Origin of the sequence: Aeromonas ichthyocola, from assembly GCF_046087985.1 — a bacterium.
Classification (GTDB): domain Bacteria; phylum Pseudomonadota; class Gammaproteobacteria; order Enterobacterales; family Aeromonadaceae; genus Aeromonas; species Aeromonas rivipollensis.
In genome coordinates this window covers 183,951-196,192 of sequence record NZ_JBJSWH010000002.1, presented here as the reverse complement: position 1 = coordinate 196,192, position 12,242 = coordinate 183,951, and the positions used below count along the sequence as shown (strand labels likewise).

General features: G+C 63.3%; 11 protein-coding genes. 6 read left to right on the top strand and 5 right to left on the bottom strand.

Annotated features, from left to right (window positions below):
* Positions 1-148 precede the first annotated feature (148 nt).
* From trpCF to ACF2JD_RS05605, 4 genes are all read right to left on the bottom strand, one after another.
* Positions 149-1,636 carry a bifunctional indole-3-glycerol-phosphate synthase TrpC/phosphoribosylanthranilate isomerase TrpF gene (gene trpCF, locus ACF2JD_RS05620; RefSeq protein ID WP_440986959.1) on the bottom strand — a complete coding sequence of 496 codons (1,488 nt, stop codon included), beginning with the start codon at positions 1,634-1,636 and terminating at the stop codon, positions 149-151.
* A complete protein-coding gene (gene trpD, locus ACF2JD_RS05615; RefSeq protein WP_408795830.1) occupies positions 1,633-2,646 on the bottom strand; it encodes an anthranilate phosphoribosyltransferase in 1,014 nt (337 codons plus the stop codon). The genes trpCF and trpD overlap by 4 nt, the downstream gene beginning before the upstream one ends.
* A 9-nt stretch (positions 2,647-2,655) precedes the next feature.
* Positions 2,656-3,255 carry an aminodeoxychorismate/anthranilate synthase component II gene (locus tag ACF2JD_RS05610; RefSeq protein ID WP_411633721.1) on the bottom strand — a complete coding sequence of 200 codons (600 nt, stop codon included), beginning with the start codon at positions 3,253-3,255 and terminating at the stop codon, positions 2,656-2,658.
* A gap of 80 nt (positions 3,256-3,335) precedes the next feature.
* A complete protein-coding gene (locus ACF2JD_RS05605; protein ID WP_440986958.1) occupies positions 3,336-4,973 on the bottom strand; it encodes an anthranilate synthase component 1 in 1,638 nt (545 codons plus the stop codon).
* A 420-nt stretch (positions 4,974-5,393) separates the two neighbouring features.
* Here ACF2JD_RS05605 and rnm point away from each other — a divergent pair, with 420 nt between their 5' ends.
* The 6 genes from rnm to tesB all read left to right on the top strand — a co-directional run bounded on the left by rnm (position 5,394) and on the right by tesB (position 10,698).
* Positions 5,394-6,275 (top strand): RNase RNM, encoded by an 882-nt coding sequence (gene rnm / locus ACF2JD_RS05600; protein WP_440986957.1) that lies wholly within the window; start codon positions 5,394-5,396, stop codon positions 6,273-6,275.
* Between the two features lie 138 nt (positions 6,276-6,413).
* Entirely contained in the window at positions 6,414-7,034 is a 621-nt protein-coding gene (locus ACF2JD_RS05595; protein ID WP_139744957.1) for an L-threonylcarbamoyladenylate synthase, read from the top strand.
* Positions 7,027-7,923: a segregation and condensation protein A gene (locus ACF2JD_RS05590; protein ID WP_025327616.1), complete on the top strand. Its 897-nt coding sequence runs from the start codon at positions 7,027-7,029 to the stop codon at positions 7,921-7,923. The genes ACF2JD_RS05595 and ACF2JD_RS05590 overlap by 8 nt, the downstream gene beginning before the upstream one ends.
* Positions 7,924-8,016: 93 nt before the next feature.
* Complete coding sequence (gene scpB / locus ACF2JD_RS05585; protein ID WP_025327615.1) at positions 8,017-8,589, top strand: SMC-Scp complex subunit ScpB; 573 nt, start codon at positions 8,017-8,019, stop codon at positions 8,587-8,589.
* A gap of 111 nt (positions 8,590-8,700) precedes the next feature.
* Positions 8,701-9,624, top strand: coding sequence for a 23S rRNA pseudouridine(2605) synthase RluB (gene rluB / locus ACF2JD_RS05580; protein ID WP_005323472.1), 924 nt, complete (start codon positions 8,701-8,703; stop codon positions 9,622-9,624).
* A gap of 210 nt (positions 9,625-9,834) precedes the next feature.
* Positions 9,835-10,698: an acyl-CoA thioesterase II gene (gene tesB / locus ACF2JD_RS05575; RefSeq protein WP_139744958.1), complete on the top strand. Its 864-nt coding sequence runs from the start codon at positions 9,835-9,837 to the stop codon at positions 10,696-10,698.
* 73 nt (positions 10,699-10,771) lie between these two features.
* Here tesB and ACF2JD_RS05570 read toward each other — a convergent pair whose 3' ends face one another.
* Complete coding sequence (locus tag ACF2JD_RS05570) at positions 10,772-11,950, bottom strand: cation:dicarboxylate symporter family transporter (protein ID WP_440986956.1); 1,179 nt, start codon at positions 11,948-11,950, stop codon at positions 10,772-10,774.
* Positions 11,951-12,242: the final 292 nt, after the last annotated feature.

The window sequence follows — 12,242 nt, the reverse complement described above, 5'->3', positions numbered from 1 at the left end:
GGGCTGAGGCGTATGGCTGGGGCACATACATGTCATCGACGAAATTCACCGAAAAACGGGTTGAGCAGAGTCATAGATTATTCCTTGTGCTTATAGGCAAATGCAGTTCATTAATTTGGTGCATGTTCAGAGGGCGCGCAGGGCACTCTTACAGTTGGCGCAGGGCGCCAAAGGCCGCCGCTATCTTGTGCGCATCCTTCTGGCCCGGGGCACTCTCCACCCCGGAGTTGAAATCAAGGCCGAGGCAACCCACCTGGGCGGCCTGCAGGGCGTTGTCGGGATTGAGCCCCCCTGCCAGCATCAGCTTGGCTTTATCGAGATTGGCCAGCATGGCCCAGTCGAACGCCTGACCTGTGCCGCCGCTCTGGCTGCCGACTTTCGTATCCAGTAGCAGACGATCCGCCGGGTAGTCGAGGGCGGGCAGCGGCTCGCCGCTCGTGACGCCTACGGCTTTCCAGATCTGGCAAGCGGCGGGTAGCAGGGGGCGCAGGCTCTCGATATAGGCGCCGTCTTCATCCCCGTGCAGTTGCACCGCGGCGAGGTTCAGGGCCTCCACCGTCTTGGCGATGGTTGCGGGCTGGGCATTGCGAAACACCCCGACGTAACAGAGCGGCGCCCCGGCCATGACGGCGCGGGCGGCGGGAATGTCCACGTAGCGCGGGCTCTTGGCCACGAAGATAAGGCCGCCAAATACCGCACCTGCCTGATGGGCGGCGGCGGCATCTTCGGGGCGGGTGAGGCCGCACACCTTGTTCTGGCCCAGCACAAGCTTGCGTACCGCCGCCTCCAGATCCGGCTCGCTCATCAGGGAGGAGCCCACCAGGAAGCCCTTGGCATGGGCGCGCAGATCCGCCACCTGGGCGCGGTGGTTGATGCCAGACTCGCTGATCACCACCCGATCGCTCGGAATATCTTTGGCCAGCTGCTTGGTGCGGGCGAGATCCACGCTGAGATCCCGCAGATCCCGGTTGTTGATGCCAATCACGGGGGCGCCGAGGGCCAGGGCGCGATCCCGCTCCTCTGCATTGCTCACCTCGGTCAGTACCCCGAGGCCCAGCTCTTTCGCCACCTTGAACAGGGCGCGATAGCCCTCGTCGGTGAGCACCGAGAGCATCAGCAGTATGGCGTCCGCCTGATAGTGGCGGGCCAGATAGACCTGATAGGGGTCAATCATGAAGTCCTTGCACAGCACCGGCTGCTTGACCCGGGCGCGTACCCTGGGCAGGAAGGCGAAATCCCCCTGGAAGAACTGCTCGTCGGTCAGCACAGAGATGGCGGTGGCGTAGTTGCCATAGATGTCGGCGATGGCCTCGGGGCTGAAGTCGTCGCGGATCAAGCCCTTGGAGGGGGAGGCCTTCTTGCACTCCAGAATGAAGCGGGTGGAGCCTGCGCGCAGCTCTCCCTCGAAGTCACGATCGCTTGGCACCAGGGCGCCCTGGAAGCTCGCCAGGGGCTGGGCCAGCTTGCGGGCCGCGACCCACTCCTGCTTGGCGGCCACGATTTTGCCGAGAATGGTCTGGTTGATGGAAGCCCGATTCAGGAAGGCATCGGGGGAGGAGAGGGGGTCGAGCATCTCGATATCCTTGCTAAGAGTGGTACTGCCTTGTTGGCTGCCGTGAGTGGTGACTGACATCATGCCTCCTGATGGCTCAGGGTGGCGAGTGCCTGGGCGAGCAGGCGGGTTTCACCGCTTGCAAGCTTGGCCAGCACCTGCGCGGCCGCCTGCTTGAAGTCCGGGGCCTTGCCCGCCATCACCAAGAGCGGCGCCACGTTGGCGGCGATGGCGGCGTTGTGGGCCGCTGTGCCTTCGCCCGCCAGTATGGCGTCCGTGATGGCGCGGTTCTCCTCCGGTTCCCCCCCTTGGATGGCGCTGACCGGATAGGTCTCGAGGCCAAAGTCTGCCGGGGTGAGCAGGTACTCGCGAATTTCGCCGTCACGGATCTCGGCCACCTGGGTCGGTCCGTGAATGGCCACTTCGTCAAGCCCGGCGCCGTGTACCACCATACCGGTTTTCAGCCCCAGTGCCAGCAGGGTTTCTGCAATGGGACGCACCAGCTCGGGGGCATAGACCCCCATCAGCTGATAGCTGGGGCGGGCGGGGTTGATAAGCGGCCCCAAGACGTTGAATAGCGTCCTGGTTTTCAAGGCCTGGCGCACCGGCATGGCGTGGCGCACCCCGGCGTGGTACTGGGGGGCGAACAGGAAGCAGATGCCGAGCTGGTCCAGACAGCGGCGGGCCTGCTCCGGGCTCATGTCGAGCTTGATCCCCATCTTGTCCAGCAGATCGCTGGAACCCGATTTGCTCGAGACGGAGCGGTTGCCGTGCTTGGCCACTTTCAGGCCGCAGGCGGCGGCCACCAGGGCCGAGGTGGTGGAGACGTTGATGGTGTTGAGGCCATCGCCACCTGTGCCGACGATGTCGCAGAACCCATAGTCCGGACGCGGGAAATCACGGGCCTCCGCCAGCAGCGCCTCGGCGGCGCCGGCGATCTCCTCCGGGGTCTCCCCCTTGATCTTGAGAGCAGTCAACAAGCTTGCGAGGACGATGGGATCCACTTCGCCACGGACCACCTGGCCGAAGGCGTCGCGGGCGGCGTCGCGGGTCAGAGACTGCCCCTGATAGAGGGTGTTGAGATGATGATGCATGGGGTCTCCTTACCGCACGTGGCTTTCTGGACGGGTGATGTGGGCGAGCGCCTGGGTCAGCAGGCGGGCCCCTTCCGAGGTCATGATGGATTCCGGGTGGAACTGGAATCCCAGCACCCGCTCGTCCCGTTGCTCTATGGCCATGGGCATGCCCTGATAGTGGGCAATCACAGTCAGCTCTTCGGGTACATAGGTCGCCACCAGGGAGTGGTAGCGGGCCACCGGCAGCGGGCTTTGCAGCCCCGCGAAGGCGCCGTGACCGTTGTGCTCAATGAGGGAGCGCTTGCCGTGGACTATCTCTCCGGCCGCCCCGACTGTGCCGCCGTAGGCTTCGCACAGGGCCTGATGACCGAGGCAGATGCCGAGGATGGGCACCCGGCCGCGGGCCAGCTTGATGAGATCGATGAGGCAACCGGCCTCATGGGGGGCACCCGGTCCCGGGGAGAGCACCAGCACAGCATCGCCGTCACAGGTTTCTATCTCCTGCATGATGCGGGTCGCCGGCAGGCTGTTGCGGTAGATGCGCACCGGATAGCCCAGGGTGCGGAACTGGTCCACCAGGTTGTAGGTGAACGAATCGAAGTTATCGAGCAGGAAGATGTTAGTCATGATGCTGCTCCTTCGAAGTGCGGAACTGATCGGCCGGGGCGCTGTAGGTAAACGAATCGAAGTTATCGAGCAGGAAGATGTTAGTCATGGCTCACGTCCTTATGTTGCTCCTGCTGGGCACTCAGAGCTTGCAGGGAGGTGCCATGGCTGGCGGCGATGGCGGCCAGCACGGCGGCCGCCTTGGCGCGGGTCTCGTCCGCTTCGGCCTGGGGCTTGGAGTCATAGACCACGCCGGCACCGGCCTGGACATGGGCCAGACCCGCTTTCACGAAGGCGGAGCGGATGACGATGCAGGTGTCCATCTCCCCCGCGCCGTTGAGGTAGCCCACGGCGCCGCCGTAGCTGCCGCGGCGCTTGCCTTCCACCATGCGGATAAGCTCGCTGGCCCGTAGCTTGGGGGCGCCGGTCAGGGTGCCCATGTTCATGCAGGCCTGATAGGCGTGCAGGGCATCGAGATCCGAGCGCAGGCGGCCCACCACCCGGGAGACCAGGTGCATCACGTGGCTGTAGCGATCCACTTTCAGCAGATCCTTCACGTAGCGGGTGCCGGGCTCGGAGATGCGTGCGATGTCGTTGCGACCCAGATCCACCAGCATCAGGTGTTCTGCCACCTCTTTCTCGTCCTGGCGCAGTTCGAGCTCGATGCGACCGTCCAGATCCAGATTGATGCTGCCATCGGGGTTGAGGCCGCGGCGGCGGGTACCGGCGATGGGATACATCTCCACCTGGCGGCTGGCGGCGCAGAACTTGACCGCGCTCTCCGGGGAGGCGCCAAACAGGGTGAAGCCCTCATCCTGCACATAGAACATGTAGGGGCTGGGGTTGGTCTGCTTGAGGCGGCGATAGGCGGCCAGCGGGTCGGGGCAGGGCAGGGAGAAGCTGCGGGACGGCACCACCTGGAAGATGTCGCCGCGGCGGATAAAGCCCTTGAGCTTCTCCACTTCGGCGCAAAACTGCTTGTCGCTCTTGTCGATATGGAGATTGCCGGTGAGGGGCTTGGCGCCTTGCGCCCCCGGTTGCGGCTGCTGGCAGGCCTGCTTGAAGGCCTCGAGGCGCGCGGTCAGCTGTGCGTAACGCTCATCGAGCTGGCTCTCGTCCTGCTCGCCGCCAAAGAGGCAGGCCAGCAGCGCCGTGCTCTGCTTGATGTGATCTATGGTGATCAGGGTCTCGGCCACATAGAAGCAGTAGTCGGGGCAGTCGTTGCTCCCTTCCGGCACCTCGGGCAGATCCTCAAAGGAGGCGATGAGATCGTAGGCGAAGCTGCCTCCCATGAAGAGGGCCTCTTTACCCTGCTGGCACTGCAGCTCTTGTTGCAGGGTGCGCAGCACGTCCAGCACGCTGCTGCCCTTGAGGCGGCTGTCTTCGTCAAGGGTGCGATCGGAGGCCGGGAAGTCGAGTTGCAGCTCGTCCGCCACCCGGGTCTGGGTGATGATGGCGGGTAGACGCTGCTCGAGCAGGCGCTGCAACTGGACGCCGTTGCGGGTGAGGGCGCGGACCCGCACAGTGCGGCCACGGCACTCGATGCGCAGGCAGGCATCCACCAGCAGCAGGCTCTGGGTACCGGCCTTGGAGTCTATCTCCACCGATTCCAGCAGCAGGTTGTTGGGGTTGTGCTGGCAGAGCCGGGTGTAGAGCGCCAGGGGATCTGTCACATAAGGGGCATTGAGCCGGATGGTATCGAATTCGCCCAGGGGTAACCGGGTCTTGTTGCCTGTCATAATGCCTTCCCTTGCATGTGTTGTGTGTAACCGATGGTCATGGCGTTTCTCTCGAATTGGATTGGGTTTTCGTCACGTCAGCGAGTTCGCCATCGCCATGTCAGTGCACTTGTCTGAATTGTCGGTTTCATCACAGGTCCATTTGCCGGATAATAAAAAAGCCCGCTGGGGTCAGCGGGCTTTTTCTTTGGGTTCTTAATTTGCTGTCAGATTACAGGTACAGCAACGACCACACGCCCGCATGTCAGGGAGTGTGCCACCACCAGATGGTCAGGATGGAAGTCGTTTGCATGATAGAGTCCTGTAAAAAGATGTTTGCAATGAAGTGCCTACAGAAAACGATAAAGCCGCGGCCAAGTCAAGTCGCTTTTTTGCCTTCTTTTTCCCAAGCAGGCCCCCTGATGAGAGCGAAACAAGCTGATGAGATTCGATCTTCACTGTCATACCACGGCCTCGGATGGCGTGCTGAGTCCCGCCGATCTGGTGCGCCGCGCCGCCGAGAAAGGGGTGGAAGTGTTAGCGGTCACTGACCACGATACCCTTGACGGGCTTGATGAAGTCCGCGCAACGATCAAAGCCGAGCAGTTGCCGCTGCGACTGGTGAGCGGGGTCGAGATCTCCAGCGGTTGGGAGCACCACGAGATCCACATAGTGGCGCTCGGGGTGGATGAAAAAAATCCGCAGCTGGTCGCTTTCCTGGCCGGTCAGCGGGCCCGCCGCGAGGCGCGCGCCCTGGAAATAGGGCGTCGTCTGGAGAAGTGCCAGATCCCGGGCACCTATGAAGAGGCCAAGCAGCTCGCCGGTGACGCCGCCGTGACCCGGGCCCATTTTGCCCGGGTGCTGGTGGCGCGCGGGGTGGCCGACAACATGCAAAAGGTATTCAAGAAGTACCTGAGCCGGGGCAACAAGGGCTATGTGCCCGCCGAGTGGCCCGAGATGGGCGAGGCCATCACCGCCATTCACGCCGCGGGCGGGCTGGCGGTGCTGGCCCACCCCAGCCGCTACAACCTCACCGCCAAGTGGATCAAGCGGCTGCTGGTCGCCTTCAAGGCGGCCGGTGGCGATGCCATGGAGGTCTCCCTGCCCCAGCAGAGCCCCCAGGAGCGGGCCAATCTCGGCCAGTGGGCCAAGGATTACGATCTCTACATCTCGGTGGGATCGGATTTTCATTTCCCCTCCAACTGGACCGAGCTGGGCCGCCATCTGTGGCTGCCCAAGGAGGGCATGCCACTCTGGCTCGGCCACCCCGATCACTTCGGGCTCAGCCAGGAGCAGCATGCCAGCCTGTTGGCCAGCCGCTGACAGGAGGAGGCCGATCCGGTCGGATCGCGTCTTTGGTACGGGCGAGTCTGTGCCAAACAGGTTAAGGTAGTGTCATGGGCCAGGCGGCCCGTGACCATGAAGTGGGCACCCGGTGTGCCCCTATCGCGAGAAGAGCATATGAGTCAGCATTTTTACGTACATCCGGACAATCCCCAGGTTCGCCTCATCGGTCAGGCGGTGCAGATACTGCAAAACGGCGGCGTCATCGTCTATCCCACCGACTCCGGCTATGCCCTGGGCTGCCAGATGGGCAACAAGGACGCGCTGGAGCGCATCTGCCGCATCCGCCGCATCGATCCGAACCACGACTTCACCCTGGTGTGCCGGGATCTCTCGGAGATCTCCACCTACGCCAAGGTGGACAACACCGCCTTCCGGCTGGTGAAGAACAACACCCCAGGCCCCTACACCTTCATCTTCAAGGCCACCAAGGAGGTGCCGCGCCGCCTCATGAACGAGAAGAAGAAGACCATCGGCATCCGGGTACCCGCCAACAACATAGCCCTGGCCCTGCTGGAGGCCCTGGGTGAGCCGCTGCTCTCCACCACCCTGATCCTGCCGGGCTCCGAGATGGCGGAGTTCGATCCCGAAGAGATCTTCGACAAGCTCGGCAAGCAGCTGGATCTGGTGGTCAACGGCGGCTATCTGGGCGAGCAGCCCACCACTGTGGTGGACTTCTCCGACGACGAGCCCGTGCTGCGCCGTCGCGGTGCCGGGGATCCGACGCCGTTTGAGTGATACTGCCGAGCCCGTACCCGAGGCGGTGATCGCGCCGGGTGCGACGGGGGAGGGCCTGCTTCCCCCGCCTATGGCCCCCTCGCCCATCGCCAAAGTGCTGGGGCAGCCCTACCATGAGCTGCCCCAGGATCTGTTTATTCCGCCCGATGCGCTCGAGGTGTTCCTCGACACCTTCGAGGGGCCGCTGGATCTGCTGCTCTACCTCATCCGGCGTCAGCAGCTCGACATCCTGAACCTGCCTATCCTGCAGATCACCGCCCAGTACATGGAGTACGTGGAGCTGATGCAGGGGCTCAATCTGGAGCTGGCGGCGGAATACCTGCTGATGGCGGCCTGGCTCGCGGAGATAAAATCCCGCTTGCTGCTGCCCAAGGCCCCGGAGCTGGAAGACGAGGAGGAGGGAGAAGACCCTCGCGTCACCCTGATCCGCCGGCTGCAGGAGTACGAGCGCTACAAGCTGGGCGCGGAGCGGGTCAACGCCTTGCCGAGGCTGGAGCGGGAGATCTTCATCGCCACCGCCCTGCCACCGGATTTTGGCGCCTTGAAGCCGCTGACCCCCGATGTTTCGCTGGTTGAGCTCGCCCTTTACATGCAAAGTGTGGTAAAACGCGCGACTCATTTTGAACATCACCAGATCCGCCGCGAGCAGATCCCGACCCGGGTGCGGATGGCGGAGATCCTCGCCATGCTCTCCCTGGGCCAGACCCTGCGGCTGGAGCAGGTGCTGCGGGCCGAAGAGGGACGCATGGGGGTGCTGGTGACCTTCCTGGCCCTGCTGGAGCTGTGCAAGGAGCAGCTTATCTGGATCCTGCAGGCCGAGCCCTTGGGGCCGATCCATTTTGCATTGGCGAGCCAGGGGGAAGGGGGAGAGCATGAGCAGGTACACTGAGTGGCGGTTCGCCCCGGGCAGTCCGGACGGGGAGGGCAACCGTGGCGCTGCCCACTGAACGACTCAAGACCCTGATTCAGGGAGGGATGCGTGATGGCGCTGCCTGCTGAACGCTTAAAAACCCTGATCGAGGCGGCGCTGTTTGTGGCCGGTCGTCCGCTCAATGTCAGCGAGCTGAAAAGCAGCGTACTGGCGGATTATCCGGTGACCAGCCGCTATGTGCAGCTGCTGCTGGCGGAGCTCAGGCAGGACTACAGCGAGCGGGGGGTGGAGCTCAAGGAGGTCGCCTCCGGCTGGCGCTTCCAGGCCCGCCAGGAGTATGCCGAGGAGCTGTCGCGCCTGTGGAGTGAACGGGCGCCCCGCTATTCGCGTGCCGTGTTGGAGACGCTGACCCTGATTGCCTATCGTCAGCCCATCACCCGGGCCGAGATAGAGGCCATCCGCGGGGTGGCGGTATCGAGCCAGATCATCAATACCCTGAAAGAGCGCGGCTGGGTGCGCAGCATAGGTCACAAGGAGGTGGTGGGTCGCCCCGAGCTGCTCGCCACCACCCGAGAATTTCTGGACTATTTCAATCTGCAGAGTCTGGAGCAGCTCCCCGAGCTGGATCCCGAGCTGCACTCCCCCTTGCCGGTCATGCTGGGCGAGGGGAGCGACGGTCAATAAGCGGCAGGCCGTCTTGCGCATTAACGTGGTGGCGATGCCCAGAGGGCGCGTCACAGGAGTCAATGTTGTCCGCTATGTCAGCGGGCAGCGATCAACAATCAGGTAAACCCGATGAGTGAAAAACTGCAAAAAGTATTGGCCCGCGCGGGTCAAGGCTCCCGTCGTGAGATGGAGGCCCTGATCACCGCAGGTCGGGTCAGCGTGGATGGCAAGGTCGCCATGCTGGGGGATCGCGTCGAAGTGAACGCCGTGATCCGGGTGGATGGTCACCAGGTCAAGACCCGTGCGGCCGAGGAGCAGATCTGCCGCGTGCTGGCGTATCACAAGCCCGAAGGGGAGATGTGTACCCGTCACGATCCGGAAGGTCGTCCCACCGTGTTTGATCGTCTGCCCAAGATGGACGGGGCCCGCTGGATTGCGGTCGGCCGCCTCGACGTCAACACCTCAGGTCTGTTGCTGTTCACCACCGACGGTGAGCTGGCAAACCGGCTGATGCACCCGAGCCACGAAGTGGAGCGGGAATACGCGGTGCGCGTCTTTGGCGAGATCACCGAAGCCATGCTGCAGCGCCTGCGCAAGGGCGTGCAGCTGGAAGACGGCATGGCCAAGTTCAACAAGATCAAGCCGGCCGGCGGTGAAGGGCTGAACCAGTGGTTCAACGTCACCCTGACCGAGGGTCGCAACCGTGAAGTGCGCCGCCTGTGGGAATCCCAGGAAGTGCAGGTGAGCCGCCTGATGCGCATCCGCTACGGTGACGTCACCCTGGATCGCGGCATCCCCCGCGGTGGCTGGCAGGAGCTCAAACTGCCCGAGGTGAACTACCTGCGCGGCCTGGTCAACCTGCCCAACGAGACCGAGTCCAAGGTCGACCTGCAGCAGGATGGCAAGAGCACCCGCCACAAGCAGGCCGCCCAGATCCGTCGTGCCGTCAAGCGCCACAAGGATATGCAGGGCAAGGAGCCGCGCGCTCGCAGCACCACAGCCCGTCGCAAGCCGCAAGCCTCGACCCGCAACTCCGGCACCGGCAGCAAGTAAGCCTATCTATGCCTGTGGCATGACGTGGTCGGCCCGGGCCAGGCAAAAGCCCGCACCCTCTGGTGCGGGCTTTTTGTTTCTGGCGATTCTCTTCCCCCTTTTGAAGGAGGAGGTCGGAAAAGGGTGGCTTCGGGAGAATGGGCGTCAGCAAGGTTGCCCTGGCGGGGCGGGCTTGTTAGCCTTTCCCGCACTGAAATACAGGAGATAAGAATGAGCAAGGTACTGGATGAGCTGCTGGCACTGCTGGCGCTGGAGAAGATCGAGGAGGGCCTGTTTCGGGGCCAGAGCCAGGATCTCGGTCTGCGGGCCGTGTTTGGCGGACAGGTAATGGGGCAGGCCTTGTCAGCCGCCAAGCAGACGGTGGCCAGCGATCGCCAGGTCCACAGCTTCCACTCCTACTTCCTGCGCCCCGGGGATGTGACTCGTCCCATCGTTTATGACGTTGAGAATATCCGCGACGGTCAGACAGTCTCCACCCGCCGGGTCAAGGCCATTCAGGGCGGCAAGCCCATCTTCTACCTCAATGCCTCGTTTCAGGTGGAGGCCAGCGGCTTCGAGCATCAGGCCCAAATGCCGGTGGGGATCACCCCGCCTGAACTGCTCAAGAGCGAGCTGGAGCTGGTGCGTCCCTACGAGCAGCTGATCCCGGCCACCCTGCGCGACAAGATCCTCTGCGAGCAGCCCATCGAAATCCGCCCGGTGACCCTGGTTGACCCCATCCGTCCGGCGATAGAGGCGCCCCTGCGTCACGTCTGGTTCAAGGCCAATGGGCAGATACCGGATGACCAGCGGGTGCACAACTACCTGCTGGCCTATGCCTCTGATTTCAACTTCCTGTTGACCGCCCTGCAGCCCCACGGGGTCTCCTACTGGGAGCCGGACATGCAGGTGGCGACCATCGACCACTCCATGTGGTTCCACCGGGAGTTCCGGCTGGATGACTGGCTGCTCTATGTGGTGGACAGCCCGAGCGCCAGCGGCGGCCGTGGTCTGGTACGCGGTCAGTTCTTCACCCGTGACGGCGTGCTGGTGGCGAGCACAGCGCAGGAGGGGGTTATCCGTCGCCGGGGCTGAGCCTTCCATCACAGGCAGTCATCAACAAAAACGGGAGCCAGTGGCTCCCGTTTTTTTATTGCGGCGCAGGCCCTCAGGCGGCGTCCCGCTGTGGGGCGGCCAGGGTCTCTTCGCCCTGGGCGAAGCGGTCGGCCCAGAGGGCGATGACGCCGTCACCTGTGACGTTGCAGGCGGTGCCGAAGCTGTCCTGGGCCAGGTAGAGGGCGATCATCAGGGCGATGGAGGCCTCTCCGAAGCCGAGCATGGAGGTGAGCAGGCCGAGCGCCGACATGACGCCGCCACCGGGGGCTCCCGGCGCCGCAATCATGATGACGCCTAGCATCATGATGAAGGGCAGCATGGTGCCATAGCCCGGGATGGCCAGGTGCTCGGAGAGGAACATCACAGCGGTGGCGCAGGTTACCAGGGTGATGGTGGAGCCACAGAGGTGAATGGTGGCGCACAGGGGCACGGTGAAGTTGGCGATGCCGTCGCTCACGCCGTTGTTCTTGCTGGCCTGCAGTGCCACCGGGATGGTGGCGGCGCTGGACATGGTGCCGAGCGCGGTGAAGTAGGCGGGCAGCATGTTCTTGATGAGCATGGTGGGGGAGCGGCCCAGCGCCAGCCCGGTGCCGATGAAGAGCACGGAGAGCCAGAGCCAGTGCATGACGATGGCCATCACCAGCACCACGCCGAAGGTCTTGAGAGTGGCGAACACTGTGCCTTCCACCGTCATCTCGACGAAGACGCCGGCGATGTAGAAGGGCAGCAGCGGGATGATCACGCGGGCCAGCAGGCGGTCTATGATGTCACGGCCCTGATCGGCGACCCGGCGCAGGTCGGTGGCCTGGGTGGCGCTGATGCCGATGCCGAACACGAAGGCGGCGGCCAGGGCCGACATCACCCCGAACAGCGGCGGTATCTCGAGATTGATGTAGGAGCTGAGCTTGATGGCGGCTTGCGCCGTGGGCTCGGCGGCCGTGGTCAGCTGCGGGATCAGCTGGCTCGCCACCGTGAAGGCGAACAGGCCCGCCAGTATGGTGGAGCAGTAGGAGAGGGCCACCGTCTTGCCGAGCAGCTTGCCGGAGTTCTTCGGCAGGCTGGCGATGCCGCTCATGATGAAGAACAGGATGATGAGCGGAATGGTGAAGGTGATCAGCTGACCTATCACTGTCTTGGCCGTGAACAGCACCCGTGCGACCCATTCCGGGGCGTAGAGGCCGAGCAGGAGACCGGCGAGGATGCCGGCAATCAGATTGAGGACGAGTTTCATGGGGGAATCCGGAGTTGGTTGTATTGTCTGTTTTGTTATTAAATTTTGATATTAATCACACTTTTTAACACAGAAACCGTGTTATGTCTGCCTTTGCTGCGTTAACGCCGAGTTAAATATTGTCGAAAGCTATGAGAGCAGACTTGCTGTCGGTTTGGCGTTGAACGAAAAATCCGTGATGAATTAGCCCGTTAGGTGGCCGGATGATCGCCACGCAGCAACATGACGTAGTGGCTGGCGTTTTGAGCTTGTGAATGGTGACGTGTTGGCTGATACGGCCCCCATCGGCGCC

Bases quoted from the DNA above. Each gene is read 5' to 3' on its own strand.
- trpCF (WP_440986959.1), bottom strand. From the start codon at position 1,636: ATGATGTCAGTCACCACTCACGGCAGCCAACAAGGCAGTACCACTCTT.
- trpD (WP_408795830.1), bottom strand. From the start codon at position 2,646: ATGCATCATCATCTCAACACCCTCTATCAGGGGCAGTCTCTGACCCGC.
- ACF2JD_RS05610 (WP_411633721.1), bottom strand. From the start codon at position 3,255: ATGACTAACATCTTCCTGCTCGATAACTTCGATTCGTTCACCTACAAC.
- ACF2JD_RS05605 (WP_440986958.1), bottom strand. From the start codon at position 4,973: ATGACAGGCAACAAGACCCGGTTACCCCTGGGCGAATTCGATACCATC.
- rnm (WP_440986957.1), top strand. From the start codon at position 5,394: ATGAGATTCGATCTTCACTGTCATACCACGGCCTCGGATGGCGTGCTG.
- ACF2JD_RS05595 (WP_139744957.1), top strand. From the start codon at position 6,414: ATGAGTCAGCATTTTTACGTACATCCGGACAATCCCCAGGTTCGCCTC.
- scpB (WP_025327615.1), top strand. From the start codon at position 8,017: ATGGCGCTGCCTGCTGAACGCTTAAAAACCCTGATCGAGGCGGCGCTG.
- rluB (WP_005323472.1), top strand. From the start codon at position 8,701: ATGAGTGAAAAACTGCAAAAAGTATTGGCCCGCGCGGGTCAAGGCTCC.
- tesB (WP_139744958.1), top strand. From the start codon at position 9,835: ATGAGCAAGGTACTGGATGAGCTGCTGGCACTGCTGGCGCTGGAGAAG.
- ACF2JD_RS05570 (WP_440986956.1), bottom strand. From the start codon at position 11,950: ATGAAACTCGTCCTCAATCTGATTGCCGGCATCCTCGCCGGTCTCCTG.